We start from the raw sequence: 26774 nt of genomic DNA, 5'->3' as shown, positions 1-26774 counted from the left end.
GCTGCATCTCTCACGCCATCTGACAGTCGCTTCCTCCGAACGGTGAACATGATCGGCTGGTGATGAGCGGCTGGTGATGAGCGGCTGGTGATGATCAGCTGGTGATGAGCGGCCGGTGATGAGCAGCTGGTGATGAGCGGCGCTGCATGACGGCGCCGGTCGCCCGCGCGCCGTCATCGTCACATCAGGTTTTCCATCCTGATCGGCAAGTCCCGGATCCGCTTGCCCGTCGCATGAAACACGGCGTTGGCGATGGCCGGCGCAACCCCCACCACCCCAATCTCGCCCACCGACTTCCCGCCGAGCGGGCTCGCATACAGATCCGGTTCGCCCACGGAAATGACTTGGATGTCTGGAATATCCGCGTTCACCGGCACCATATACTCCGCAAAGTTGTCGTTCGTCACCCGTGCGAATCGCCGATCGACATGCATGGCTTCGTGCAGCGCTTCTCCCACCCCCATGATCATGCCACCCTTCCACTGGCTCTCGGCCAGCCTCGGGTTGTACAGTCGTCCCGAATCGAACGCGCCGACCATGCGGCTGACCCGCACCGTGCCGTAGTCTTCGTCCACGCGTACCTCCACGAACTGCGCACACCAGTCGTAGATCGAGCGGTCGCTGGAGGGCGGCTGCATCAGCTTGAAGCTGGCAAAGGCTGCGCGCCGGTCTTCGCTGCTCGCGCCATCGGGCAGCGTATCGCGCACCACGTCGAGCCGCTCGCGTCCGGCCAGCCGCATCAGGTCCGCCATGCCGAGTGGCTGGCCCGAGCCGGCCGCCGGCATGATCATCCCGTTCCTGACCGTGAGCTGGCCCGCCTGCATGCCCTTGAGCGGCGACGCGCTGTGGCTGGTGGCCAGGGTCATCAGTTCCTCGCGCGCCGCCAGCGCCGTCTTGTGCACCGCGCGCGTGAGGATATTCGAGATCTGCGACACCCCGGCGACCGGGGCCAGCGGCAGGCTGCTGTCGCCGAGGCTGACATGCACCTGGTCCAGGGACACGCCAAGGACGTCGGCAACGGTCTGGCTCAGGATCGTATAAGTGCCGGTCCCGATGTCCGGGCCGCTGCTGGCGACCAGCACCGAGCCATCGGCAAACAGCGTGACGCGCGCCGAGCCCGGTGTGTGCACCACCGGGAACGCGCCGCCAGCCATGCCCCAGCCGATCAGCGTGCGTCCATCACGCATCGAGCGTGGCTCGGGGGTGCGCCGGGACCAGCCGAACTTCTCGGCGCCGGCCGCATACGCTTCGCGCAGGCGCCGGGTCGACCACGGCTTGTGCGATTGCGGATCCTCGCTGGCATAGTTGCGCAGCCGGAGCTCGATCGGATCGAGCTTCAGCGCGTAGGCCAGTTCATCCATTGCGCTTTCGAGCGCGAAAGCCCCGATCGCCTCGCCCGGGGCCCGCTTCCAGCTTGGCGTAAACGAATGGACGCGCACCAGGTGATCCGCCGTGCTCAGGTTGGGCACCGCGTACATGACCTTGGCGGTGCCGGAACCGCTTTCGGTATACACGTCCTCGATCGAGGTCTCGTTGAGGTTGTCGTGGATTAGCGCCTGCAGCTTGCCGTCGGCGCTGGCCCCGAGTGCAAGGGTTTGCCGGATCGCCGGCCGCGGCCCGTAGCCGCCGAAGGTCTGGGGCCGGGTGAGCGCCAGCTTGACCGGACGCCGCACCTCGCGCGCCGCCAGCGCCGCCAGCGCGGCATCGGCGTGGGCCGTCACCTTGGCCCCGAATCCGCCGCCGACAAACGGCGCAATCACCCGGATGTCGTCGATTGGCAGCCCAAACCATTCCGAAAACGTGCGCTGCGACCCGGCCACCCATTGGCTGGGCTGCCAGACGGTCAGCTTGCCGTCGCCGCTCCAGGCGGCGACCGTCCCCAGCGGCTCCAGCGGACTGGCGCTCGCGCGCGCGGTGTTATAAACCGCCTCCACGCGCACCGCCGACGAGGCGAGCGCGGCTTTCGGGTCGCCCCTGACGTTGTCCGCGCCCAGGCTGCTTGCGCTTTCCACGCAGTTGCCCGAATGCGCGTCCGCCGTATCGTCCGGTCCGCCCTGGGTTTTGCCGGCAGGGGCACCATGCATGTGCGCGCCCGCGGCGTCATCGATGTCGGCGATCGCCTGCTGCGGCTCATAGTCGACGCGAATCTTGCGCACCGCCTCGGCCGCCTGCTCGATGGTCTGGGCAATCACCACCCCGATCGGCTGGCCGAAATAATGGATGCGCTCGTCCTGCAGCGGCAGGAAGCTTTCCATGACGCTGCCTTCCGGGACCATGGTGCAGCTGTGCAGCTGCAAGCGGTCGGCGTGGGTCAGGATGCGCAACACGCCTGGCATTGCTTGCGCGTCGCTGGCGTCGATCTGGCGGATGCGCCCGGCCGCAATGGTGCTGGCGAGGACGGCGGCATGCGCCACGCCGGGCGGGTCGTTCTCGATTGCGTAAGCGGCCTGGCCCGTCACTTTGGCCACGCCGTCGACGCGGGGCAGCGGATGCCCGAGGCCGGCGCCGTTGCCGGCCGGCGCCGCCGTTGTCTGGTCAGCCATCACTCGATCCCTCCCACGGTCAGGAGCGCCCGCGCGACCACGCGCTGCGCCAACTCGATCTTGAATCCATTCATGCCATGCGAGACGGCGCCGTCGGTGGCGAGCTTGCTGGCCGAACGCACGATCTGCTCATCCAGCGGTCGTCCGTTGAGCGCCGCCTCTACCTGCCGTGCCCGCCACGGCTTGGTGGCGACGCCGCCCATCGCTACCCGCACGTCGCGCACGGTGCGTCCGTCCGCGTCGAGTTCGAGCCCGACGGCGGCGCTGGCAACGGCGAACTCATACGATTCGCGGTCCCGTACCTTCAGGTAATGCGAGCGGCGCAAGGCCGCGGACACCGGAATGTCGATTCCGACGATCAGCTCGCCTGGGGCGATCGGGTGCTCGAACTGCGGGCGGTCCTCCGGCAACAGGAAAAAGTCATTGGCCGGAATGCTGTGCGGCTGCGCGCTGCTCACATGCACGATGGCGTCGAAGGCCACCAGCGCGACCGCGAAATCGCCCGGATAGGTGGCGATGCAATGCTCGCTGGTGCCCAGCACCGCGTGGCCGCGGTTGATGCCTTCGCGCGCCGCGCAGCCCGAGCCGGGACGACGCTTGTTGCAAGCGGCATACGAGAGATCGCGGAAATAATTGCAGCGCGTGCGCTGCATCAGGTTGCCGCCGATGGTCGCCATGTTGCGTAATTGCTCGGAAGCGCCGCGCCACATCGACTCGGACAGGGCCGGAAAGTCGCGCCGGATGTCGGGATGGTTGGCCACGTCGCTCATGTGCACGAGGGCGCCGATGCGGATGGTGTCGGCGCCGATGTCGATCCGGTCCAGGCCTGGCAGGCGGGTGATGTCGACCAGCGCGGTCGGGTCTTCGACGCCGCACTTCATCAGGTCGAGCATGGTCGTGCCGCCGGCGAGAAAGCGTGCGCCGGTGTGGGAGGCAGTCGCCTTCATGGCGTCGGGCACCGATTCGGCCCGCAGATAAGCGAAGTTTCTCATGGCGTGGCCTCCTGTTTCGTGGCCGCCGCGCCGGCCATGTCGCGGATCGCCGCGACGATGTTGGTGTACGTCCCGCAGCGGCAAAGATTGCCGGACATGTATTCGCGGATGCTGGCGTCGGAATCGGCGTGGCCTTCGGCAATGCAGGCGACGGCCGACATGATCTGGCCCGGGGTACAGTAACCGCACTGGAGCGCGTCATGCCGGATGAACGCCTCCTGCATCGCATGCAGCTTGCCGTCCACGGCCAGGCCTTCGATCGTGACCACCTCCTGGCCCTCGACCTGGGCCGCGAGGGTCAGGCAGGACAGCACACGGCGGCCATTCACATGCACGGTGCAGGCGCCGCACTGGCCCTGGTCGCAGCCTTTCTTGGTGCCGTACAGGTGCGCGTATTCGCGCAGCGCATCGAGCAGGGTGACCCGCGATTCGAGCTGCAACGGATAGTCGGACCCGTTGATTTTCAGGTTGATCGTCGAGGCGGTGGTGCCCGTCGCCGCTCCCGCCAGCGCCCCGGCCGGAGCGCGCGCCAGCTTGCCTTCGTCGCCATGGCGGACGTCGAGCCGGGTTCCGGTTGTTTTTCGCGGCAGCCGCAATACCAGCACGCCGTTCGCCACGCTGGCTTCGGCCCGCGCTTCGTCGATTTCCTGCGGCAGGGTCAGGGTACGCCATTGCTCGCCATGGATGCGCTCGAGGGCGAGCATGCGGCGGTACGCCACCGCCCGTTCCTTGTCTGCCTCGGCCCGGATCGAGACGGTATTGCCGTCCACGATCACCGTGATGTGCTCGCGGTCCGCGCCAGGCACATCGGCCATCAGTATATAGCCGTCGTCGCTCTCCTCGACATCGACGAACAGGCGCGGCGCTTGCGCCAGTTCTTCCATCAAATCCGCCTTGCCCGGCGGCCCGCCGGAAAAAGCAACGTTGCTCCTTGGGCCGGAGCGGGTGAGGTTATTTTCCACAATCAGTCTCCTTGTCTGGTTCTGGGCAAGAAAAAACACGGTGGTGTTTGCAGTCGGGGAGCCTCGGGCGAACGCGGGCGCCACCTGCGGCGACGCACTTGGCAATCCAGGGCGGAGGGGGCGGGGAGGCAGGGATGCAGGCTTGGACAACATTCGTGCGGCTCCGTTTCGAGCAACCAACACCGGGAACAAGCATTACCTTGCAGTGTAGGCGAATCGGAGAGGATAGCCAGAAGATTCAGCCAGCGGCGCGGCGCGCCAAGCCTGGATCGGCTGGCGAGCCGCGCGGCGCCAGCCTACCGGTCGAACTGCCGGCCACGTCGAGGCCGGTCAGGCCATTGGTATGGATAAAAGCGGCGACATGCACCGGCAGTCGTTGCCAGAACCAAGCGGAATTGCTGCGAATCGCATGGGAACACTGCGACTTCACAGCAAAGTTTTCTGAGACACTGCGAAGTATTCTGAGAACCTACAGCTCCGTCTTCACACCACCGACCCCAGCTTGAAGATCGGCAAATACATCGCGACCACCAGCCCGCCGATCAGCACCCCGAGAATGACCATGATGAGCGGCTCCATCAGCGACGACAGCGCCGCCACCGCTTCGTCGACTTCATCCTCGAAGAAGTCCGCCACCTTGCCCAGCATGGCGTCGAGCGAGCCTGACTCTTCGCCGATCTGCACCATCTGGATCACCAGGTTCGGGAACACGTCCGCATTCTGCATCGACGTGGTCAGGCTGGTGCCGGTGCTGACCTCGTTCTGGATCTTGCGCGTGGCTTCCAGGTAGACCGCATTGCCGGAGGCCCCGCCGACCGAGTCGAGCGCTTCCACCAGCGGCACGCCGGCCGCGAACATGGTCGACAGGGTGCGCGTCCAGCGCGCGATGGTGGCCTTGCGGATCACGCTGCCGAAGATCGGCAGGCGCAGCAGCACGCGGTCCATCACCTGCTGCATCCTGAGCGAGCGGCGCCAGGCCTGGAAGAACAGGTACAACCCGCCGAACAGCGAGCCGAAGATCACGTACCACCATTGCACCACGAAGTCCGAGATCGCCATCACCACCACGGTCGGGGTCGGCAAGTCGGCGCCGAAGCTCGAGAACACCTGCTTGAAGGCCGGCACCACCCAGATCATGATCACGGCCGTGACGACCAGGGCCACCGCCAGGATCGCGATCGGATAGGTCAGGGCCGACTTGATCTTGCCCTTGAGCGCCAGCGTCTTTTCCTTGTAGATCGCCAGGCGCGTGAGCAGGTCTTCCAGGATGCCGGCCTGTTCGCCGGCGCCGACCAGGTTGCAGAACAGCGGATCGAAGTACAGCGGGAACTTGCGGAAGGCGCGGTTCAGGCTGGTGCCGGTCTCGACGTCGTTGCGCAGGTCCTGGATCAGCTTGGCCATCGACGGATTGCTGTGGCCCTTGCCGACGATGTCGAACGACTGCAGCAGCGGCACGCCGGCCTTCATCATGGTCGCGAGCTGACGCGTGAACATGGTCAGGTCCTTGTCCGTGATCTTGCGGCCGCTGCGGTAGACCTTCTTCTTGACCTTGGTGACCATGATGCCCTGGCGGCGCAGGGTCACGTTGACGATCGCTTCGCCGCCCGCGCGCACTTCGCCGCGCACGACGCGGCCGGTCTTGTCCTTGCCTTCCCAGGCGTAGACGTTCTCCTTGACCTGGGCGCCACGGCTCTTGGGTTGGTGGGATGTTGCCATTGTTCGGGTTCCTGTCCGGGTCTTATTCGTTGGTGCAGCCAAGCACTTCTTCAAGGCTGGTCAGCCCCTGTTTCACCTTCAGCAAGCCCGAGCGGCGCAGCGAGTTCACGCCTTCCTTCTCGGCCTGGGCCGCGATCTCCATCGAATTGCCGTTGGCCAGGATCAGCGCCTCGATACTGGGAGAGATCGGCATGATCTGGTAGATGCCGACCCGGCCCTTGTAGCCCGAACCCAGGCAGCGGTCGCAGCCGACCGGGCCATAGGGCCGCCAGTCGCCGTCCAGGTCGCTGTCGCGGTAGCCGGCGGCCACCAGGGCCTCGCGGCCGATCTCGAGCGGCTGCTTGCAGCCGCACAGGCGCCGCGCCAGGCGCTGGGCCGTGATCAGGATCACCGACGAGGCGATGTTGAACGGCGCCACGCCCATGTTCATCAGGCGCGTCAGGGTCGACGGCGCATCGTTGGTGTGCAGGGTCGAGAACACCATGTGGCCGGTCTGGGCGGCCTTGATCGCGATGTCGGCCGTTTCCAGGTCGCGGATCTCGCCGACCATGATGATGTCGGGATCCTGGCGCAGGAAGGATTTGAGCGCCACCGGGAAGGTCAGGCCGGCCTTGTCGTTGACGTTGACCTGGTTCACGCCCGGCAGGTTGATCTCGGCCGGGTCTTCCGCGGTCGAAATATTGATGCCTGGCTTGTTCAGCAGATTCAGGCAGCTGTACAGCGACACGGTCTTGCCCGAACCGGTCGGCCCCGTCACCAGCACCATGCCGTAGGGGCGGGCGATCGCGTCCAGCAGCAGCGCCTTCTGGTCCGGGTCGTAGCCGAGCGCGTCGATGCCCATTTGCGCCTGGGTCGCGTCCAGGATACGCATCACGGTCTTTTCGCCGAACAGCGTGGGCAAGGTGCTGACACGGAAATCGATGGCACGCGTGGCCGACAGGATGAGCCGCATGCGGCCGTCCTGCGGCACCCGTTTTTCGGCGATGTCCAGCCGCGCCAGCACCTTGATGCGCGACACCAGCTTTTCGCGGATCGACAACGGTGGCGATGCGTGGTCGCGCAGCACACCGTCGACCCGCAAACGGATCCGGTAATACTTTTCGTAGGGCTCGAAGTGGATGTCCGACGCGCCCATCTGTACCGCGTCCATCAGGATCTTGTTCAGGAAGCGCACGATCGGCGCGTCCTCGACGTCACTGGTGGCCTCGGCCGGCGTTGCCGACTGCTGGTCTTCCTCGGCGAATTCGATCTCGGCGTCGTCGCCCGCCAGCTCGCTCAAATCCTGCTCGGCGCCCTTGGCGATCACGGCCAGCAGCGCCAGCAGCGCGTCGTGCGGCACGATCACCGGCTCGACCGTCGCCTCGCTCTGGAACTTGATCTGGTCCAGGGCCTGGTTATTGGTCGGGTCGGACAGCGCGACCGACAGCTTGTTGCCGCGCTTGGCCAGCGCGATCACGCGCTGGGCCTGCATCAGCCTGGCGTCGATGGCGCTGGTGGGCAGGACCTCCGGCGCGAAGGCCGTCAGGTCGAACAGCGGATAGCCGAAGGTCTCGGCGCAGAAGGCGGCCAGCGCGCGCGGCTCGATCGCGCCGCTGGCGAGCACGGCGTCGATGAAGGCCGTCTTTTCCTGGATGGCCTTTTTGTGCAGCATGTCCGCCTGCGCGGCGCTCAGGCGATTGGCCTGCACCAGCGCGCGCGCCAGTCCCGACAGCGGAGCGCCGGTGGTCGTGTTGGGGAGGACTGCTGCCATATGCGCCGTGTGTGGGAACCTCAAGGGAAGCGACAAGGGCGCCGGGCGGGCCGGCGGACCAAGGGATCATGCCTACAGGCACTAAATTTGTAAAGTATTTGGTGCTGGTCAGATGCGTTCGTACCACGTGGACGAATTGGCATGGCGGGCAGGATCGCCCGGAATGGATGGGCGTGGTTTGCGCTGGATGGAGCGGACTGCGTTAACCCGGATGAAACAGTCTTGGCAAAGGTTTCATGGTCGTGGTTGCTTCGATCAGTCCCTCCGCCAATGCCGGGACAGGCGTCAAGGCGCCTCGGCGTAGGCCCCGTCGGTCGCGCGGATGATGGCCATCGGACGCTGGAGCATGTTGGCGTCGCCGGGATTGCGGTGGTTCGTCGCCATGAATGCCGGCAGGCCGATGCGGCCGGCGCGTGCGTTCATGTCGTCTGAAATGCGAAACTGCGCGCACGGCTGGTCTTGCCCGGCGGCGCGTGGTTCTTTGGCGTCTTGACGCGCCGCATCGCGGACGGCCAGCGCTTGCCGGTGATTGACGCTGTCGCCGGTGCGCGGATCGGGCCTGGCGTCGACCCCGGCGCGGTCCTGGGCGTGAACGGCAGGCGCGAGCAGGGAGAGCGCCAGCAGGGCGGCGCGGATGTTCTTTTTCATCTGAGGTACTGCGATTGTTACGTGGCTGCAAGAAAAGAGGGCGCTGGCGAGGGCAGCAGGCAGGGGCGCCCGTGGTTGACGGAGGTGATTCTATCCAGCAGCTAATTTGCTCAGCAACAGTTTTATAACAATTGATAAGATTTATCGTCAAATTGCCAACAGATGTGGCTGAAGTGACACACGCCGGTCAGTTCCACCAATGGCAGGTCGGGCCCGCCGTCGGCAACCTGGCCTGCACCGCTTCATGGACGATCCCCGCGCCGACCGCCTCTTCGGCGCTATAGATGCGAGCCTGGCCGGTCAGGTGCGGCCGGATGTCGGTTTCATGGCCCGCTTCGCGGGTGGTCTCGCGGAAGATGCTGGCGTAGCGGTCGGCGTCGAAATCCAGGCACTCGCGCCACTCCGACACGCGCGCATGGTCGGCCGCCACCAGGTTGCCGAAGCCCCAGTGCAGCGGGTGGATCAGGAAGCGCGTGCCGGGACAGGCATAGCGCTTCTGGCCGGCCAGGAAGATCACCACGCCGACCGATTCGACGCTGCCGATATTGTGGGTGGTGAGCGGGATAGGCAGCGACTTCAGGAAGAAGTAGAGCGCGAAGCCGGCCGTCATGTTGCCGCCCTCGGTCGACATGTGCAGCGCGATCTCGGTCGCGCCTTTTTGCAGCGCCTCCAGGCAACAGTTGCGCACCGTGCAGGCGGATTGGTGGTTGATTGGGCCGATGAAATGAACGATGTGCAATGCCATGCGCGCCTCTGCTCCAGCGGTAGTATCTCGCAGCCAAGCATAGCAATTTTTTTTTCAGCGCGGTGCGTCTTCCTGCGCGGCCCGGACAGCAGAAGTCCGCTAGCTGCCGCGGTAGGTCGAATACGACCACGGCGTCATCACCAGCGGCACGTGGTAGTGCTGGTCGGGGTCGGCGATGCCGAAGCAGAGCGTGATGCGGTCCAGGAAACGGGGGGCGGGAAGGTCGACGCCGCGCGCCGCGTAGTAGTCGCCGGCATGGAACACCAGTTCGTACTGGCCGGCCCGCAGCGAGGCCGCTTCCAGCAGGGGTGCGCCGCAGCGGCCGTCGTCGTTCGTCAGCGTGCTGGTCAGGAGCGTGCGGCCGTCGGCGCCGAGGGCGTACAGCTCGACCCGGATGCCGGCGCCGGGGCAGCCGTGGGCGGTGTCGAGTACGTGGGTGGTCAGTTTTCCCATCCTGGTCCTTGTCGGAAGAGCGTGGAGGAAAGCGCATCATAACGCCGCCGTCGACGGACAGGCGTCGCCGCATTTTTATTGCGCGCCTGAAGCGTATATCGGCGCCGAGAGCCGGCATATGCGTCTGCTCATATACCGTCGTGGTCGTTGCAATATATGATCGAGCGTATTCTTCCTTGTCGAGGGACGCCATGGCAGTTTCCTATCCGCGCGACCTGGCCGGCTACGGCCGCAATCCGCCGCATGCGCGCTGGCCCGGCGGCGCGCGCATCGCCCTGCAGTTCGTGCTGAACTACGAAGAGGGCGCCGAGAACTGCGTGCTGCACGGCGACCCGGCCTCCGAGACCTTCCTGTCCGAGATCGTCGGCGCCAGCGCCTTTCCGGCACGCCACATGAGCATGGAGTCGCTGTATGAATACGGCGCGCGCGCCGGCCTGTGGCGCCTGCTGCGGCTGTTCGAGGAGCGCCGGCTGCCCCTGACCGTGTTCGGCGTGGCGCAGGCGCTGGCGCGCCACTCCGACGCCGTCGCCGCGTTTCGCGAGCTGGGGCACGAGATCGCCTGCCACGGCCTGCGCTGGATCTCGTACCAGAACGTCGACGAGGCGACCGAGCGCGCGCACATGAAAGAGGCCGTCGAGATCATGCGCTCCCTGACCGGCGCCGCGCCGCAGGGCTGGTACACGGGACGCGACTCGCCCAATACGCGCCGGCTGGTGGTCGAGCACGGCGGCTTCGTCTACGACGCCGACCACTATGGCGACGACCTGCCGTTCTGGCAGCGGGTCGATGCGCTTGACGCCAACGGCGTCGTGCGCGCCGTGCCGCACCTGGTGGTGCCGTACACGCTCGACACCAACGATATGCGCTTCGCCACGGCCCAGGGCTTCAATTCAGGCACCCAGTTCTTCGATTACCTGAAGGACGCGTTCGACGTGCTCTACGCCGAAGGCGACCCCGTGGGCCTCAACCGGCCGAAGATGCTGTCGGTCGGCCTGCACTGCCGCCTGGCGGGGCGGCCCGGGCGGACGGCGGCGCTGGCGCGCTTCCTCGATTATGTGATGCGGCATGACCGTGTGTGGGTGACGCGCCGCATCGATATCGCCAATCACTGGAAAACGGTGCATCCTTGTGTGGAATGACGTGCCGGGCGCGCGCACAGGATATTTAGATCTGATGATAATCAATATCGGAATATGATGATATGAGTATGGCTGGCGGATGGTAGCCTTCCGCCCTTGGCGAACAGTAAAGTCCACTTCGAGACAGGCATGTCAGAACCGATCCGATTCCTCTTTCGTGGCGAGGTGCGCGAACTGCGCGACGCGCCGCCGACGCGCACCGTCCTGCAACACCTGCGGGAGGACTTGCGCTGCACGGGCACCAAGGAAGGCTGCGCCGAAGGCGACTGCGGCGCCTGCACGGTGGTGGTCGGTTCGTTGGAAAACGGCGAGGTGGCGCTCAAGGCCGTCAACGCCTGCATCCAGTTCACCCCGACGCTGGACGGCAAGGCGCTGTTCACGGTCGAAGACCTGGCCCAGGCCGACGGCGCGCTGCATCCGGTGCAGCAGGCCCTGGTCGAGTGCCACGGTTCCCAGTGCGGCTTCTGCACGCCGGGCTTTGCCATGTCGCTGTGGGGCATGTACCTCAAGCAGGAGGGCCGCGCGCCGGCGCGCGCCGCCATCGACGATGCACTGTCCGGCAACCTGTGCCGCTGCACTGGCTACCGTCCCATCATCGACGCCGCGCGCCGCATGGTCGAACTCCCGCCGGTCGCTTTCGACAAGGCGGCGCTGGCCGGGCGCCTGCGCGGCCTGCAGCGCAGCACTGGCTTGAGCTACGCGGCCGACGGCCAGCGCTTCCACGCGCCGCGCACGCTGGACGAACTGGTGGCCTTGCGCGCCGCGCACCCTGCCGCCTTGCTGCTGGCCGGTTCGACCGACGTCGGCCTGTGGGTCACCAAGCAGCTGCGCACGCTGGGCGACGTGATCTACCTGGGCCAGGTCGAGGCGCTCAAGCGCGTGCGTATCGATGCCGGCATGCTCGAGATCGGCGCCGGCGTCTCGCTGCAGGATGCCTACGCGGCGCTGTGCGAGCGCTATCCGGCCGAGCTGTCCGAACTCTGGCAGCGCTTTGCCTCGCTCCCGATCCGCAATGCCGGCACCCTCGGCGGCAACGTCGCCAACGGTTCGCCGATCGGCGATTCGATGCCGTGGCTGATCGCGCTGGGCAGCCAGGTGGTGCTCAATGGCGCCGAGGGCATGCGCGTGCTGGCGCTGGAAGATTTCTATCTGGGCTACCAGCAGAAAGATCTGCGCGCAAGCGAGTTCGTGCAAGCCGTGCGCGTGCCGCTGCCAACCGATGGGCTGCGCTTTCGTACCTATAAACTGGCCAAGCGCTTCGACCAGGACATCTCGGCCGTGTGCGCCGCCTTCGCCGTGACGCTCGATGGCGACACCATCCTCGATGCGCGCATCGCCTTCGGCGGCATGGCGGCCACCCCGAAGCGCGCGCCCGAGGCCGAAGCCGTCCTGCGCGGCCAGGCCTGGAGCGAAGCCACGCTGCGCGCGGCAATGGCCGCGCTCACGCGCGACTATGCGCCGCTGAGCGACGCGCGCGCCTCCGGCAGCTACCGCATGCGCGCCGCGCAAAACCTGTTGCACCGGTTCTGGCTGGAAACGCGCCCGGATAATCCGCTGCCGGCCAGCGCCGTCAACGCCTTTGCCAGCCTGTGAGGAAACGACCATGAACGACGCCGGCTTGAAACGCATGGACGCCTGGGCCGAAGTCGGCCGCGCACGCCAGCACGAGTCAAGCGAGCTGCACGTGCGCGGCCAGGCCACCTATACCGACGACATCGCCGAGCTGGCCGGCACGCTGCACGCGGCCCTCGGCCTGTCGGCGCGCGCGCATGCGCGCATCAAGTCGATCGATCTGGCGCAGGTGGCGGCCAGCCGCGGCGTGGTCGCCGTGCTGACGGCGCGCGACATTCCGGGCCTGAACGATTGCGGGCCGATCGTCCACGACGATCCGATCCTGGCCGACGGCCTGGTCCAGTACGTGGGCCAGCCGATCTTCATCGTCGTCGCCGACAGCCACGACAATGCGCGCCGCGCGGCGCGCCTGGCCGAGGTCGACTACGACGACCTGCCGGCCATTCTCACGCCGCAGGCGGCGCGCGCCGCCGCCTCGTACGTGCTGCCGCCGATGCGCCTGGCCCGGGGCGACGCGGCGCAGGCGTTCGCGCGCGCGCCGCACACGGTCAAGGGCGAGCTGCACGTGGGCGGCCAGGAACAGTTCTACCTCGAAGGGCAGATCGCCTATGCGATCCCCGGCGAAGACCGCGGCATGCACGTTTACTGCTCGACCCAGCACCCGAGCGAGATGCAGCACGTGGTCGCGCATGCGCTGGGCCTGCACTCGCATCACGTGACGGTCGAGTGCCGCCGCATGGGCGGCGGCTTCGGCGGCAAGGAATCGCAGTCGGCGCTGTGGGCGGCGGCGGCGGCCATCGCGGCCGTGCGGTCGGGCCGCCCGGTCAAGCTGCGCGCCGACCGCGACGACGACATGCTGGTCACGGGCAAGCGCCACTGCTTCCACTACGAGTATCAGGTCGGCTACGACGACGACGGCCGCATCCTGGCGGCCAAGGTCGACATGGTCACCCGCGCCGGCTACTCGGCCGACCTGTCGGGCCCGGTCGCGACGCGCGCGGTCTGCCACTTCGACAACGCCTATTACCTGTCCGACGTCGAGATCCGCGCCGCCTGCGGCAAGACCAACACCCAGTCGAACACGGCATTTCGCGGCTTCGGCGGGCCGCAGGGCGCGATCGCCATCGAGTACGTGCTCGACGAGATCGCGCGCAACCTCCAGCGCGATGCGCTCGACGTGCGGCGCCTGAACTTCTATGGCAAGACGGAGCGCAACGTCACCCCCTTCGGCCAGGAGATCGTCGACAACGTGCTCCCCGAGCTGGTGGCCGAGCTCGAAGCCGACAGCGACTACCGCGCCCGGCGCGCCGCCGTCCTCGAATACAACCGCGCCAGCCCGGTGCTCAAGAAGGGCCTGGCGCTCACGCCGCTCAAGTTCGGCATCGCCTTCAACGTCAGCCACCTGAACCAGGCCGGGGCGCTGGTGCACGTCTACGTGGATGGCTCGGTCCTGGTCAACCATGGCGGCACCGAGATGGGGCAGGGCATCAACACCAAGGTGATGCAGGTGGTGGCGCACGAGCTGGGCGTGGACCTGGCGCGGGTGCGCGTCACCGCCACCAACACGTCCAAGGTCGCCAACACCTCGGCCACGGCGGCCTCCACCGGCGCCGACCTGAACGGCAAGGCGGCCCAGGACGCGGCGCGCACCATCCGCGCGCGCCTGGCCGATTTCGCCGCCGGCCTGCACGGCGGGCAGGCGAGCGAGGTGCGCTTCGCGGCCGGGACCGTGTTCGTCGCCGGCATGGCGCTGCCGTTCGAGGAACTGGTGGCGAAAGCCTACCTGGCGCGGGTGCAGCTGTGGTCCGACGGTTTTTATGCGACGCCCGGCCTGCACTGGGATCCGAAGACGATGACCGGCCGGCCGTTCTCCTACTTCGCCTATGGCGCGGCGGTGTCGGAGGTCGTGGTCGACACGCTCACCGGCGAATGGAAGCTGCTGCGCGTGGATGCGCTGTACGACGCCGGCCGCTCGCTCAATCCGGCGATCGACATCGGCCAGGTCGAAGGCGCCTTCATCCAGGGCATGGGCTGGCTGACGACGGAAGAACTGTGGTGGAACCCGGCCGGCAAACTCATGACGCATGCGCCGTCGACCTACAAGATTCCGGCGGTCTCGGATTGCCCCGAGGACTTCCGCGTGCGCCTGTTCGACAACGCCAACGTCGAGGACAGCATCCACCGCTCGAAGGCGGTCGGCGAGCCGCCGCTGCTGCTGCCGTTCTCGGTCTTCTTCGCCATCCGCGACGCCATCTCGAGCGTCGGCGGGCACCGGGTCAATCCGCCTTTGAACGCCCCGGCGACGTCCGAAGAAATACTGAAAGCGGTCGCATTCGTCGAGGCGGCGCGCGCATGACGCACGACTGGCTCGATGCGCAGCAGGGCAGCGCCGCCGTGCTGGTCACGGTGGCGGCCGTGAAAGGCTCGGCGCCGCGCGAGCCGGGCGCGAAGATGCTGGTGCGCGCCGGGGATTTCGACGGCACCATCGGCGGCGGCCACCTCGAGCATCGCGCCCTGGACATCGCCCGCCTCATGCTGCAACTGGGCGAGGCGCGCCGCTTCGAGCGCTTCGCGCTGGGGCCAAGCCTGGGCCAGTGCTGCGGCGGCGTCGCCTGGCTCGCCTTCGAGCGCCTGGAAGTCGAGCAGATGGCCTTCCTGCGCGCGCGCCGCGGCCAGGACACGTGGCGCCTGGTCGCCCTCGACGGCGCCGGCGAATGGGCCCTGCGCGACGAGGCGGGCCGCCACCTGGCCGGCGCCGCCCATGCCGGCATGCCATCCTCTTCCCCGGCGTTGCAGACCCGGGTGGTGCAAGGCGAGGGCGCTCGCCGCTGGCTGCTGGACGCCGTCCTCGCCCCGCGCGCGCACCTGATGCTGTTCGGCGCCGGCCACGTCGGCGCCGCCATCGTGCGCGCGCTGGCGCACTTGCCCTGCCGCGTCACCTGGGTCGACGAGCGCGACGACCTGTTCCCGGACCACCATCCCGCCAATGTGACGGTGGAAGCGACCGACACCCCGGAAGCGCTGGTCGAGCGCGCCGCCCCCGGCACCAGCTTCCTGGTCATGACCCATAGCCACGCGCTCGACCTGCGCCTGTGCCACGCGATCCTGTCTCGAGCGCACGGCGATTCCTGCAAGGATTGGTTCGGCCTGATAGGATCGGGTACCAAACGCAGCCAGTTCGAGGCGCGCCTGCGCGAACGCGGCGTCGATGCCGCGCGCATCGGCGATATGGTGTGCCCGATCGGCCTGCCCGGCGTCAAGGGCAAGGCCCCGGCCGTGATTGCCGCCTCCGTCGCGGCCCAGCTGCTGTCCGTGTGGGAAGCTGCCCACCATCCTGAAGAACAACCGGAACTCTCGTAATGTCCACCGTATCATCCAATGTGCAAGCCTACCGTGCCGGCTTGCTGCACTTTCGCGCCGACCCGGCCTTCGACGACGGGGCCGCGCTGTGGCATGAAGACGGCCTGCTGATCATTGAAAATGGCAGGGTCAGGGCCGCCGGCGACTACGCCGCGCTGGCGCCGACCCTGCCGCCCGGCCTGGAGCCGGTCGACTACCGCGGCAAGCTGATCGCGCCCGGCTTCATCGACACCCACCTGCATTACCCGCAGACCGACATGATCGCCTCGCCGGCGCCGGGCCTGTTGCCATGGCTGGAGACCTACACCTTCCCGACCGAGCGCCGCTTCGAGGACCCGGCGCATGCGCGCCCGACCGCCGAGTTCTTCCTGGACGAGCTGCTGCGCTGCGGCACCACCACCGCCGTGGTGTACTGCACCGTGCATCCGCAGTCGGTCGACGCCTTTTTTGAAGCGAGCGAAGCGCGCGACTTGCGCATGGTGGCCGGCAAGGTGCTGATGGACCGCAACTGCCCGGATTTCCTGCGCGACCTTGAGGGCGACCTGGGGCAAAGCGAAGACCTGATCAATAAATGGCACAAGCGCGGACGGTCGCTGTACGCGATCACGCCGCGCTTCGCCCCGACCTCGACCGACGTCCAGCTGCGCCTGACCGGCGAACTGGCGGCGCGCCACCCGGACACTTTCATCCAGACCCACGTCTCGGAAAACAAGGACGAGTGCACCTGGGTGAGCGAACTGTTCCCGCAGGCGCGCAGCTACCTGGATGTGTACGAACGTTTCGGCCTGATGCGTCCGCGCGCGCTGTTCGGCCACTGCATCTGGCTCGACGACGAAGACTTCGCGCGCATGGCGGCCACCGGGTCGGCCGCCGCCGTGTGCCCGACCTCGAACCTGTTCCTGGGCAGCGGCCTGTTCGATTTCGAACGCGCCGACAGCGCGCGGGTGCTGCTGTCGCTGGGCACCGACGTCGGCGCCGGCACCTCGTTCTCGATGCTGCAGACCATGAACGAAGCCTACAAGGTGGCGCGCCTGAAGGGCAGCTACCTGCCGGCGCTGCGCATGTTCTATCTCGCCACCCTGGGCGCGGCGCGCAGCATGCGCCTGGACGACACGATCGGCAGCTTCCAGCCTGGCCTGGAAGCCGACTTCGTGGTGCTCGACCGCGAGGCCACGCCGCTGCTGGCGCGCAGGACGCGCCATTGCAATTCGCTGGAAGAACTGCTGTTCGCGCTGGCGCTGCTGGGCGACGACCGCACGGTTGCCGCCACCTATTCGGGTGGACGCCGGGTGCATGCACGCGCGTGAAACGGACGGGTTTCACAATATTGCCAATGGTGAACGAAGCAGTTAGAGTGGCGCGATTCGATCTCATCCAGAAAGCACACCATGCACAAGCTATTCCCCGGCGGCGCGCTGCTGGCGCTGGCCGTGGCCGGCGCCCCGGCCTGGGCCAAGGAGCCCGCCGCCAGCGCCAATGAAGCGGCCACCGCCCGCCACTACGCGGGCCTGATCGCGGGCGAGCAGCCGAAGCTGTCCGAGCTGACGCTGTTCTTCACCCAGATGCCGAAGGGCGGCGACCTGCACCACCATTATTCGGGTTCGGTGTACGCCGAGACCTATACCGAATTCGTCGACAAGCAGGGCTTCTGCATCGACACCCAGACCTGGCGCATCGAGACCGACAAGGCCACCGTCGCCGCCGAGCGCGCGAAACCGGCGGCGCAGCGGGTCTGCCGCTCGGGCGCCGAGGTGCGCGCCGACGAAGATGCCTGGCGCGAAGTGGCCAAGCGCTGGTCGAACAGGGATTTCTACAACCACACGCATCTGCAGCCGGCGCCCGACCAGCGCTTCTTCCAGACCTTCGGCTACTTCGGCCCGGTGGCCAACGACAACCTGCGTGAAGGTCTGCTTGAGATCAAGGGGCGCGCGATCGCGGAAAATGTCGGCTACATCGAAACGATGTTCCTGCTGTCGCCCTTCATCGCCAACCCGGATTTCGACAGCCAGACCTGGACCCATGTGAACGACGACAAGGCGCTCGACGATGCGCTGCGCGCCAAGCTCAAGGCGTTGGACCAGGACGCCGCCTTCAACAAGTCGATCGACGACTTCGTCGCGCAGATCCATGCGGCCTCGGAAGGCATCGACGACGAGCGCTTCACCATGCGCTACCAGAACTACACGCTGCGCCTGTTGAACCCGTCACAGGTGTTCTCGGCCATGGTGTCGAGCTTCAAGGCGGCGAGCAAGGGCGGGCGCATCGTTGGCCTGAACATCGTGGGCCAGGAAAGCACCCACGTGGCGATGCGCGACTACGTTCTCCACATGAAGATGTTCCGCTTCCTGAAGTCGGTCTACCCGGACGTGAAGGTGGCGATGCATGCGGGCGAACTGGCGCTGGGCGACGTGCCGCCGGAAGGCCTGAAATTCCACATCGACCAGGCGCTGGCGGTGGCGGGCGCCAACCGCATCGGCCACGGCCTGGACCTGGCGCACGAGGCGAATGCCCTCGGCATCATGAAGACCATGCGCGAGAAGGACATCCCGGTCGAGATCAACCTGACCTCGAATGCCTTCATCAGCGGCGTGTCGAGCGCGAACCACCCGCTCAACCTGTACCGCAAATACGGCGTGCCCTACGTGATCTCGACCGACGACGCCGGCGTGACCCGCCACACGCTGTCGCATGAGTACGTGCAGTTCGCCAGCCAGTTCAAGCCGAGCTACGCGGAAGTGAAGAAGGCCTCGTACAACAGCATCCGCTACGCCTTCCTGCCCGTGGCGGAAAAGCAACGGCTGACCCGCCAGCTGGACCAACGTTACACCGAATTCGAAGCAAAGATCGCGGGGCTGAGCGCCCTGGCGGTCCGCGCCAAATAAAGTGTGACTTGCGCGGCCCGGCGCCCGCCGGGTCGCCATCTTGTCATCATCCCCCGCGACTCCCCGGCACTAAGTTAATTAAAAATTAACTTATGTCGTCTTCACGCTACAAAAATCTTCGTTCCCACGGCGCTTCGACGGAATTTTTATCAAAAAAATTCCGCGCAAGATTGCCGCACATATAATCCCGCCTTGTCATATTTGGGCCGACAGCACTCTGATTATGTCGCGTACAGACAACACTTACACAGCGATTTATACGTAAAAGCTCTGAATAGCCAAGCCAAAACGAATTTGTCGGGTTGTTCAAAGCTCATGCATATTGGGCGGGATTGCGCTGTATCTCACTACTCTGTCGTGTAACTTTGTTGAAACATTGTAACGATAAAATCGCAGCCGCTTGCCGGCTGAAGCGCTGGCCGCATCAAGCAAAAAATACAAGCAGTACATCGTAGGGGAGGGCGTCCGCCCGGGCGTCCAACAATAAATTGAAGTTCTTTTTGGGGTAATCAATGATCACTCAACAGCAGATCCGGCTCACCAAATTGGCGCTGGCTTTGTCGGTTGCATTGGCGGCGTCGCCGTCGTTTGCACAGAACACCACGTCCGCCATCGGCGGCCGCATTTCGAACGCTGCGGGCGCACCGGCGGCCGGCGCACAAGTGCAGATCGTGCACGTCGAGTCGGGTTCTGTCAGCAATGTCGTCACCGACGCCGAAGGGCGCTACACCGCGCGCGGCCTGCGCGTGGGTGGTCCCTACACGATTACCATCACCAAGGATGGCGTCACCGAGACCCGTAACGACGTCTACGTCGAACTGGCCCAGACCGCGACCGTCGACGCGACCGTCGGCATCCAGACCGTGACCGTGGCCGGCTCGGCTGTTCGCTCGGAAATCTTCTCGAGCAATAACATGGGCGCGGGCACCTCTATCAGCAATACCCAGCTGCAGACCCAGGCGTCGATCAACCGCAACCTGCAGGACTATGCCCGTGCCGACCCGCGCGTGTCGCAGACCGACAAGGACCGCGGCGAAATCTCGGTCGCCGGCCAGAACTCGCGCTACAACTCGATGACCATCGACGGCGTCGCCATCAACGACACCTTCGGCCTGGAATCGAACGGCAGCCCGACCGCGCGCCAGCCGATCTCGATCGAAGCGATCCAGTCGGTGCAGGTCAACGTCGCCAACTACGACGTGACCCAGAAGGGCTACACCGGCGCCAACATCAACGCCGTGACCAAGTCGGGCACCAACACCTATCGTGGCGGCGTGTACTACGTGTTCCGCAACGACACCATGGCGGGCGATCGCTACGACGTGGTCACCGACACCTACAGCGAACCGCCGAAGTCGAAGGAAACCACCAAGGGTGTGTGGGCATCGGGTCCGCTGATCCAGGACAAGCTGTTCATCTTCGCCCTGGCCGAAAACTTCGAGAGCTCGCGTTCGAGCCCGGACTTCGGACCGATCGGTTCCGGCGCCGGCACCACCGTCGGCATCACCCAGTCGGCCATCGCCGGCGCGCAGCAGATCGCCCAGGGCTATGGCCTCGACATCGGCACCCCGGCCGTCCCGACCGGCGCCATGCTGACCTCGAAAGAGCGCATGGTGAAGTTCGACTGGAACATCACCGACGACCACCGCGCCAACCTGCGCTACGCCAAGACCACGCAGGGCGAGCCGTTCTTCCCGGGCTTCTCGAACACCGGCGTCGGCCTGTCGTCGAGCTTCTACAACCAGGGCAAGGAAATCGAGACCGTCGTCGCCCAGGTGTTCTCGGACTGGACCGCGAACTTCTCGACCGAGTTCAAGTACTCGACCCGCGACTACGATTCGGCCCCGGTCAACGCGACCCGTACGCCATCGATGGCCCTGCAGTTCTCGGGCGCGCTGCCGCCAGGCGCGCCGGCCGGCCTGGCCAGCGGCAACCGCTTCCTGAACTTCGGTACCGAGCGTAGCCGTCACAACAACGTGCTGGGCAACAAGACCACCGACCTGTACGCCGGCGCGAACTGGATCGTGGGCGACCACGAACTCAAGTTCGGCGCCGACCACACCAAGACCGAGATCTACAACGCCTTCCTGCAGGGCGTGTTCGGCGAATACACCTTCGCCTGCCTGGATTCGGCCGATGCGAACTTCTACAGCTTCGGCGCGCTGCCGAGCTGCGCGCGCGCGACCAATGCGCAAGTCGAAGCCGCCGTGCTCGAGAACTTCCGCCGCGGCCGTCCGCTGAGCTACAGCGTGCAGCGCGGTCTGCCGGGCGCATCGATCGAGGACGCGATCGCGCGCTTCGACACCAAGAACACCGGTCTGTTCCTGCAGGATACCTGGGCCGTCAACGACCAGCTGACCCTGACCTACGGCGTGCGTTACGACCGTAACGACATCAACAACCGTCCGCTGTACAACGCCGCCGCGGCCCAGCCGCTGGTCGCAGCCAACCCGGCCACCGGCGTGCGCCAGTCGGGCGGCTTCGGTCTGGACAATACCCGGACCATCGACGGCACCGACCTGGTCCAGCCACGCGTCGGCTTCAACTACCGCTTCGACAATTCGCCGCGCCCAACCCAGCTGCGCGGTGGTTTCGGCCTGTTCCAGGGCGCCGCCGCCGCCGTGTGGATGTCGAACCCGTTCTCCACCTCGGGCGTCGCCACCGCGACCATCAGCTGCTCGGGCGTCGGCGCAACCCGTTGCCCGACCACCGGTGGCCTGTTCAGCACGAATCCGGACAACCAGCCGAACGTGTCGGGCGCCGTGCCTGCCGCCAACGTCGACTTCCTGGATCCGAGCTTCCGCCAGCCGGCGATCTGGAAGACCAACCTGGCCTTCGATACCGAACTGCCATGGGGCGGCCTGGTGTTCGGTGGTGAGCTGCTGTACACCAAGAACAAGCACGCCATCTATTACGAGCACCTGAACCTGGGCGCCCCGACCGCGATCGGCTCTGCCGATGGCCGTCAGCTGTTCTGGAATGCAGCGGGCCTGAATCAGGCCAGCTATGGCGTGTCGAACAATGCCGCGACCCTGATCAGCAACAGCGGCGCAACCAACCGCGCGCTGAGCAACCGCAGCTTCAACAACGTGCTGGTGGCGCGCGATACCGACAAGGGCGACGCGAAAGTGGTCACCATGTCGCTGTCGCAGCCGATGACGAAGGGCCTCGGCTGGTCGGTGTCGTACACCTACACCGATGCGACCGAAGTCTCGCCGCTGACCTCGTCGGTGTCGAACTCGAACTTCAACGGCCGTTCGGTGTTCAACCCGAACGAAGAAGTCGCCGCGACCTCGAGCTACGCCATCAAGAACCGCGTGAACGCGTTGCTGAACTTCCAGAAGAAGTTCTTCGACAACTACAACACCCGTTTCGGCGTGTTCTACGAAGGTCGTGAAGGCCGTCCGTACAGCTGGACGTTCAACAACGACATGAACGGCGACAACCTGTCCGGCAACGACCTGATGTACATCCCGACCGCGTTCGGTTCCGGCGAAGTCGTGTTCTTCGGCGACACCGCGGCCAACCGTTCGAACGAGCAGCGTTTCTGGGACGTCGTCAATGCCAACAAGGGCCTGCATGGCGCCGCCGGTGGTGTCGTAAAGCGTAACAACAGCACCTCGCAATGGGTCAACACCTTCGACGTGCGCATCAGCCAGGAAATTCCAGGCCTGTTCAAGCGCAACAAGGCAACCTTCACGCTCGACTTCATGAACTTCGGCAATCTGCTGAACAAGAAGTGGGGCCGTACCGAAGAAGTCGCGTTCCAGTCGGCCGGTGGCCAGGCGCGTAGCTTCGTCGACTTCGCAGGTACCGATGCACAAGGTCGTTACGTCTACGTCGTGCGTAACGACGTCGAGCGTCAAGACCTGAAGCAGTCGAAGGGCGAGTCGCAGTGGGCGATCCAGGCAACCCTCAAGTACGAATTCTAAGCACGTCGAATTCGTAGCATGAGCATGTCGAAACGGCCGGTGGCAACACCGGCCGTTTTTTCTTTTAAAAAGGTAGGAGCCCAGCCAGCGTAAGGATTTTCCGCGCACGAGCCGCGTGGGATAATGTTGGCTGTCGAGTTCGCTCGAGCTCCGTTTTTCCGGATCCGCCGTTCGCGCCGGTCCGCATCCACTAAAGGTGTTCCGATGATCGTTTCGCGCCGCGCATGCGCCAGTCTTTCCACCCTCACCATGGCGCTGCTGCTGGCCGGCTGCGTCAGCGCGCCCCAGGGGCCGGTGACCCTCAATCTCGTGTCGCTGAACGACTTCCACGGCAACCTCGAACCGAGCCGCTACGTCCTGAAGCATGCGGACGGCAGGGAAGAAGTCATGCGCGCCGGCGGCGCCGAAGCGGTGGCCGCGGCCCTGCAGGCCTGGCGCAAGGAAGACAAGGACCTGCTGCTGGTGTCCACCGGCGACATCGTCGGCGCCAGCCCGGCGCTGTCGTCGCTGTGGGCCGACGAGCCGACCATCGAAGTGATGAACATGCTGGGCCTGCGCGCCAGCGCGCTTGGCAACCATGAATTCGACGGCGGCCGCAAGGAACTGCTGCGCCAGCAGAAGGGCGGCTGCGATTCGCCGCATCCGACCCGCGCCTGCAAGTTCACCCCGGACTTTGGCGGCGCCAGATTCACCTACCTGGGCGCCAACGTGATCGACGCGGCCACCGGCAAGCCCGTGATCCCGGGCTTCAAAATCGAGGAAGTGAAGGGCATCAAGGTCGGCCTGGTCGGCGTGGTGCTGAAGGACACGCCGAACATGGTGGTGGCTTCCGGCGTGGCCGGCCTGCGCTTCGATGACGAGGCCGAGGCGATCAACCGCACGCTGCCGGCCATGCGCGCCGCCGGCGCGCAGGTCATCGTGGCGCTCGTGCACCAGGGCGGCCGCACGGTGGAGTCGCCGCTGCAGGCCGGCTGCGCGCAGCTCAAGGGCGACATCGTCGACGTGGTGAAAAAAATCGACCCGTCGGTCAGGCTGGTGCTGACCGGCCACTCGCACCAGGGCTACCTGTGCGAGGTCGACGGCCGCACCGTGACCCAGGCCGACACCGCCGGCCACCTGCTCACCCGCGTGTCGATGCAGGTCGAGCCGGCGACGGGGGCGATCAGCAACCTCGAGGTGAAGAACGTGGTGATGAAACCGGGCGCGTACCCGGCCGACCCGAAGATGACGGCCTTCGTGGCGCAGGTGAAGGAGCGCAGCAAGGAAGCCCTGAATCGCCCGATCGCCCGGGTGGCCGGCGCCCCCGTGCTGCGCAAGACCAATGATGCCGGCGAGTCGGTGCTGGGCAATATGATCGCCGATGCGGCGCTCGATTCGGCCCGTCACCTGGGCGCGCAACTGGCCTTCATGAACAATGGCGGCATCCGCCGCGACCTCGAGGCCGGGCCCGACGGCATGGTGGCCTTCGGCCAGGCCCAGGTGGTGCTCCCGTTCGGCAACACGACGGTCGTGATGGACCTGAGCGGCGCACAGATCCGCTCCCTGCTCGAACGCCAGTGGGCCGACGGCGTCGATTCGAATTCGTCGGTGCTGCAGATTTCCGAGGGCTTCACCTATGCCTGGGACCCGAAGCGTCCGGCAGGCAGCCGCCTGGTGCCGGGCAGCCTCAGGTTGAACGGCAAGGAGATCCAGGACGGCGCCACCTATCGCATCGCCACCAACAACTTCCTGGCCGAAGGCAGCGACGGTTATCCGGAGTTCCGCCACGGGACGGCGCGCGTCGACACCGGCATGCGCGACCTGGACGGCTTCATCGCCTGGCTGAAGAAGATCGAGGGGCAGGGCGCCGCCATCGCCCCCGGGGTTGCCAACCCGGCGCCACGCATCCGCAAGGTCAACTGAAACGACAAGGAATCACCATGAAAAAACTCGCATGCGCGCTGGCGCTGACCGGCGTCTTCGCATCGGTGGCCGCGCCCGACGCCGCCGCCTGGGGCCGCGACGGCCACCGCGCCATCGGCGCCATCGCCGACCGCCTGCTCAAGGGCAGCAACGCGCACAAGGAAATCGCGCAGCTGTTGCAGCCGGGCGAATCGCTGGCCTCGGTCGCCAACTGGGCCGACTGCGTCAAGGGCACGTTCTGCGGCCCGCAGACGCCCGAGATGGTCGAGTATGTGGCCGGCAATCCGCGCCACGGCGAATACCACTACACCAATGTCCCGTTCCAGCTGGACCACTACCATGAGCATGGCGTGGGCACGAGCGAGGTCGACATCGTGCAGACGCTGGAGCAGTGCATCGCCGTCCTGCAGGGCAAGGTTGACCCCGCCCTGAATCCGCACAAGTTCACCAAGCGCCAGGCCCTGATCCTGCTGGCCCACTTCGCCGGCGACATCCACCAGCCGCTGCACGTGGGGTCGGCGTTTGTTTCCAGGGACGGCAAGTTCGTGGTGCCGAAAAACCGCGCCGAGATCGACGAGACCCTGGTCTTCGACTCGCGCGGCGGCAACAACCTGCTGCTGGATAACGCACGCCTGTCCGCCCTGTCGGACGGCGTGATTCCTCCAGGGGAGCCGGTGGTCGTCAAGGAAGGCGTGCCGGCGGCGCTGACCAAGCCGTTCCACTCCTACTGGGACAGCACCACGGTCGACTATGCGTTCCGCCGCATCAAGACGCGCACGCCGGAGCAGTTCGCCGACGTGGCGGTCGCCAGCCAGCCCCAGCTCAAGCGGGCGCAGGGCGACGTCTCGACCTGGCCGGTGCAGTGGGTCGAGGACGGCCTGGTGTCGGCCAAGCTGGCCTACAAGGACGTGGTGCCGGGCAGCCTGACCCCGCAGACCGGCAAGAAGGGCGAGACCTACTACACCTTCGCGCTGGAGGTGCCGCAGCACTATCCGGTGCCGAGCTCCGAGATCGCCAAGACCCAGCTGATCAAGGGCGGCTACAACCTGGCGGCGATGCTGCAGGCGATCTGGCCGTAACAGCTACATGCGCGCATGGGCGATGAAACGCCTACTTCGCCTGGCCGGGCAGGCCAGGCGATCGCTTCACCGCGTCGAAGAACACGCCCTTCCAGAGGACCACGATGTGGTCGTGACCCTTGACCAGCGCTTCCGTGCAGGACAGGTCGATGACCGTCACGGTCAGGGGCAGGCCCAGTTTCCACGATGAGGCATGCGCGTCTTCGCGCAGGTAGCGCACCGCGTCTTCATAGTGGCGCGTGAACTCGGGCTCGTCGCACACTTCGCCATCCATCGACACCATGCCCGGTTCGACCACGAAGAGCTTGCCGACCAGGCGCGCGGCCTGCCGGTCGTCGAGCGCCGTGACGTTCGAAGCATCCAGCATCCGGGTGATGCGCCATTGTCCCAGGATGTCATCGTTCGGCCTGATCGGCCCGGCGGCGAGTGCAGGCAGGAGCACGCTTGCAGCAAGTGCGAGGATTGCGGCAGGCCGCAGGCAGGCGAGGGTGCGTAAGCTCATGCGGGATCCTGGTTCGATCGGGATGGCGCCAGGAACGGCGCCGCTTCTTCGGCACGGCGCGAGACCAGGCCGCGTGCGACCACCAGCCTGCCATCGATCGTGGTCTTGGTCAGTTTCTTGATATTGATGGCGGCCCCCGCCATATCGCCCTTTTCGACGAGCTTCCACGTGCCCCTGCTGCCGCGCGCGCCGGCGTTGTAGGCCAGGCTGACCAGGGCATCGAACTGCGCCTGGGTGAGCGGCTGCCTGCGTACGCCGTTGCGCACTTCGCGTTCGGCCCGCGCGACCCGGCGCGCGAATTCGGCATCCATCTCGGCCTGGCTGACGGGGCGTCCCAGTTCTTCTTTGGTGCATGGCCCCCGGTGTGCAAGAATGCCCGGACCCCAGGTGCAATGGCCTACCCCCGGTCGCCCGCCGTCGTCATAGTAGTGATAGACGTCCACTTCTCGCTTGCGCATGCGGGCACGCGCTTCAGTGCTCATGCCGAGATGGTCGTTGACGCCTGCCGTGCCTTGTCGTGTGTTTCCGTTCCCCATGATCGCTCTCCGCCAATCCGCGGATCTTCAATTTACCGGCTGGCCGTCCGAGGTCGGTTGA

General features: G+C 66.2%; 19 protein-coding genes. 9 read left to right on the top strand and 10 right to left on the bottom strand.

Going from position 1 to position 26774, the window contains the following annotated elements; translation table 11 throughout:
- Positions 1–179: 179 nt before the first annotated feature.
- The 8 genes from ACZ9AQ_RS14475 to uraH all read right to left on the bottom strand — a co-directional run bounded on the left by ACZ9AQ_RS14475 (position 180) and on the right by uraH (position 9809).
- Positions 180–2543, bottom strand: coding sequence for a xanthine dehydrogenase family protein molybdopterin-binding subunit (locus ACZ9AQ_RS14475; RefSeq protein WP_429204117.1), 2364 nt, complete (start codon positions 2541–2543; stop codon positions 180–182).
- On the bottom strand, positions 2543–3535 hold the full coding sequence (locus ACZ9AQ_RS14470; protein WP_429204119.1) for an FAD binding domain-containing protein: 993 nt from the start codon (positions 3533–3535) through the stop codon (positions 2543–2545). Before ACZ9AQ_RS14470 ends, ACZ9AQ_RS14475 begins: the two co-directional genes overlap by 1 nt.
- A complete protein-coding gene (locus ACZ9AQ_RS14465; protein ID WP_429204121.1) occupies positions 3532–4497 on the bottom strand; it encodes a 2Fe-2S iron-sulfur cluster-binding protein in 966 nt (321 codons plus the stop codon). The genes ACZ9AQ_RS14470 and ACZ9AQ_RS14465 overlap by 4 nt, the downstream gene beginning before the upstream one ends.
- Before the next feature lie 483 nt (positions 4498–4980).
- Entirely contained in the window at positions 4981–6213 is a 1233-nt protein-coding gene (locus tag ACZ9AQ_RS14460; RefSeq protein ID WP_429204123.1) for a type II secretion system F family protein, read from the bottom strand.
- 22 nt (positions 6214–6235) lie between these two features.
- Complete coding sequence (gene pilB / locus ACZ9AQ_RS14455; protein WP_429204124.1) at positions 6236–7963, bottom strand: type IV-A pilus assembly ATPase PilB; 1728 nt, start codon at positions 7961–7963, stop codon at positions 6236–6238.
- Positions 7964–8248: 285 nt separating this feature from the next.
- Positions 8249–8611: a hypothetical protein gene (locus ACZ9AQ_RS14450; RefSeq protein ID WP_429204126.1), complete on the bottom strand. Its 363-nt coding sequence runs from the start codon at positions 8609–8611 to the stop codon at positions 8249–8251.
- Between the two features lie 187 nt (positions 8612–8798).
- Positions 8799–9356 (bottom strand): ClpP family protease, encoded by a 558-nt coding sequence (locus ACZ9AQ_RS14445; RefSeq protein WP_429204127.1) that lies wholly within the window; start codon positions 9354–9356, stop codon positions 8799–8801.
- Positions 9357–9455: 99 nt separating this feature from the next.
- A complete protein-coding gene (gene uraH / locus ACZ9AQ_RS14440; RefSeq protein WP_429204128.1) occupies positions 9456–9809 on the bottom strand; it encodes a hydroxyisourate hydrolase in 354 nt (117 codons plus the stop codon).
- 191 nt (positions 9810–10000) lie between these two features.
- Between uraH and puuE the strand changes: the two genes are divergently transcribed.
- From puuE to ACZ9AQ_RS14395, 9 genes are all read left to right on the top strand, one after another.
- Positions 10001–10948 (top strand): allantoinase PuuE, encoded by a 948-nt coding sequence (gene puuE, locus ACZ9AQ_RS14435; protein WP_429204129.1) that lies wholly within the window; start codon positions 10001–10003, stop codon positions 10946–10948.
- 129 nt (positions 10949–11077) lie between these two features.
- Positions 11078–12541 carry a xanthine dehydrogenase small subunit gene (xdhA, locus tag ACZ9AQ_RS14430; protein ID WP_429204131.1) on the top strand — a complete coding sequence of 488 codons (1464 nt, stop codon included), beginning with the start codon at positions 11078–11080 and terminating at the stop codon, positions 12539–12541.
- 10 nt (positions 12542–12551) lie between these two features.
- On the top strand, positions 12552–14876 hold the full coding sequence (xdhB, locus tag ACZ9AQ_RS14425) for a xanthine dehydrogenase molybdopterin binding subunit (protein ID WP_429204133.1): 2325 nt from the start codon (positions 12552–12554) through the stop codon (positions 14874–14876).
- A complete protein-coding gene (gene xdhC / locus ACZ9AQ_RS14420; RefSeq protein ID WP_429204135.1) occupies positions 14873–15880 on the top strand; it encodes a xanthine dehydrogenase accessory protein XdhC in 1008 nt (335 codons plus the stop codon). The genes xdhB and xdhC overlap by 4 nt, the downstream gene beginning before the upstream one ends.
- Positions 15880–17187, top strand: a complete 1308-nt coding sequence (guaD, locus tag ACZ9AQ_RS14415) for a guanine deaminase (protein WP_429204137.1) — start codon at positions 15880–15882, stop codon at positions 17185–17187. The genes xdhC and guaD overlap by 1 nt, the downstream gene beginning before the upstream one ends.
- Before the next feature lie 81 nt (positions 17188–17268).
- Positions 17269–18762, top strand: coding sequence for an adenosine deaminase (locus tag ACZ9AQ_RS14410; RefSeq protein ID WP_429204138.1), 1494 nt, complete (start codon positions 17269–17271; stop codon positions 18760–18762).
- A gap of 512 nt (positions 18763–19274) precedes the next feature.
- Complete coding sequence (locus tag ACZ9AQ_RS14405; protein ID WP_429204140.1) at positions 19275–22694, top strand: TonB-dependent receptor; 3420 nt, start codon at positions 19275–19277, stop codon at positions 22692–22694.
- 204 nt (positions 22695–22898) lie between these two features.
- Positions 22899–24596, top strand: coding sequence for a bifunctional metallophosphatase/5'-nucleotidase (locus ACZ9AQ_RS14400; RefSeq protein ID WP_429204141.1), 1698 nt, complete (start codon positions 22899–22901; stop codon positions 24594–24596).
- Between the two features lie 17 nt (positions 24597–24613).
- Complete coding sequence (locus ACZ9AQ_RS14395; protein ID WP_429204142.1) at positions 24614–25675, top strand: S1/P1 nuclease; 1062 nt, start codon at positions 24614–24616, stop codon at positions 25673–25675.
- Between the two features lie 31 nt (positions 25676–25706).
- Here the strand turns inward: ACZ9AQ_RS14395 and ACZ9AQ_RS14390 are convergent, their stop codons facing one another.
- Both ACZ9AQ_RS14390 and ACZ9AQ_RS14385 read right to left on the bottom strand, forming a co-directional pair.
- On the bottom strand, positions 25707–26177 hold the full coding sequence (locus ACZ9AQ_RS14390) for a hypothetical protein (protein ID WP_429204143.1): 471 nt from the start codon (positions 26175–26177) through the stop codon (positions 25707–25709).
- Entirely contained in the window at positions 26174–26713 is a 540-nt protein-coding gene (locus ACZ9AQ_RS14385; RefSeq protein WP_429204145.1) for a lysozyme, read from the bottom strand. The genes ACZ9AQ_RS14390 and ACZ9AQ_RS14385 overlap by 4 nt, the downstream gene beginning before the upstream one ends.
- Between the last annotated feature and the right edge of the window lie 61 nt (positions 26714–26774).

Source organism: Massilia sp. UYP34 (genome assembly GCF_056279385.1).
The sequence above is the reverse complement of the archived record's forward strand: the minus strand, read 5'-3'. Positions and strand labels throughout refer to the sequence as shown.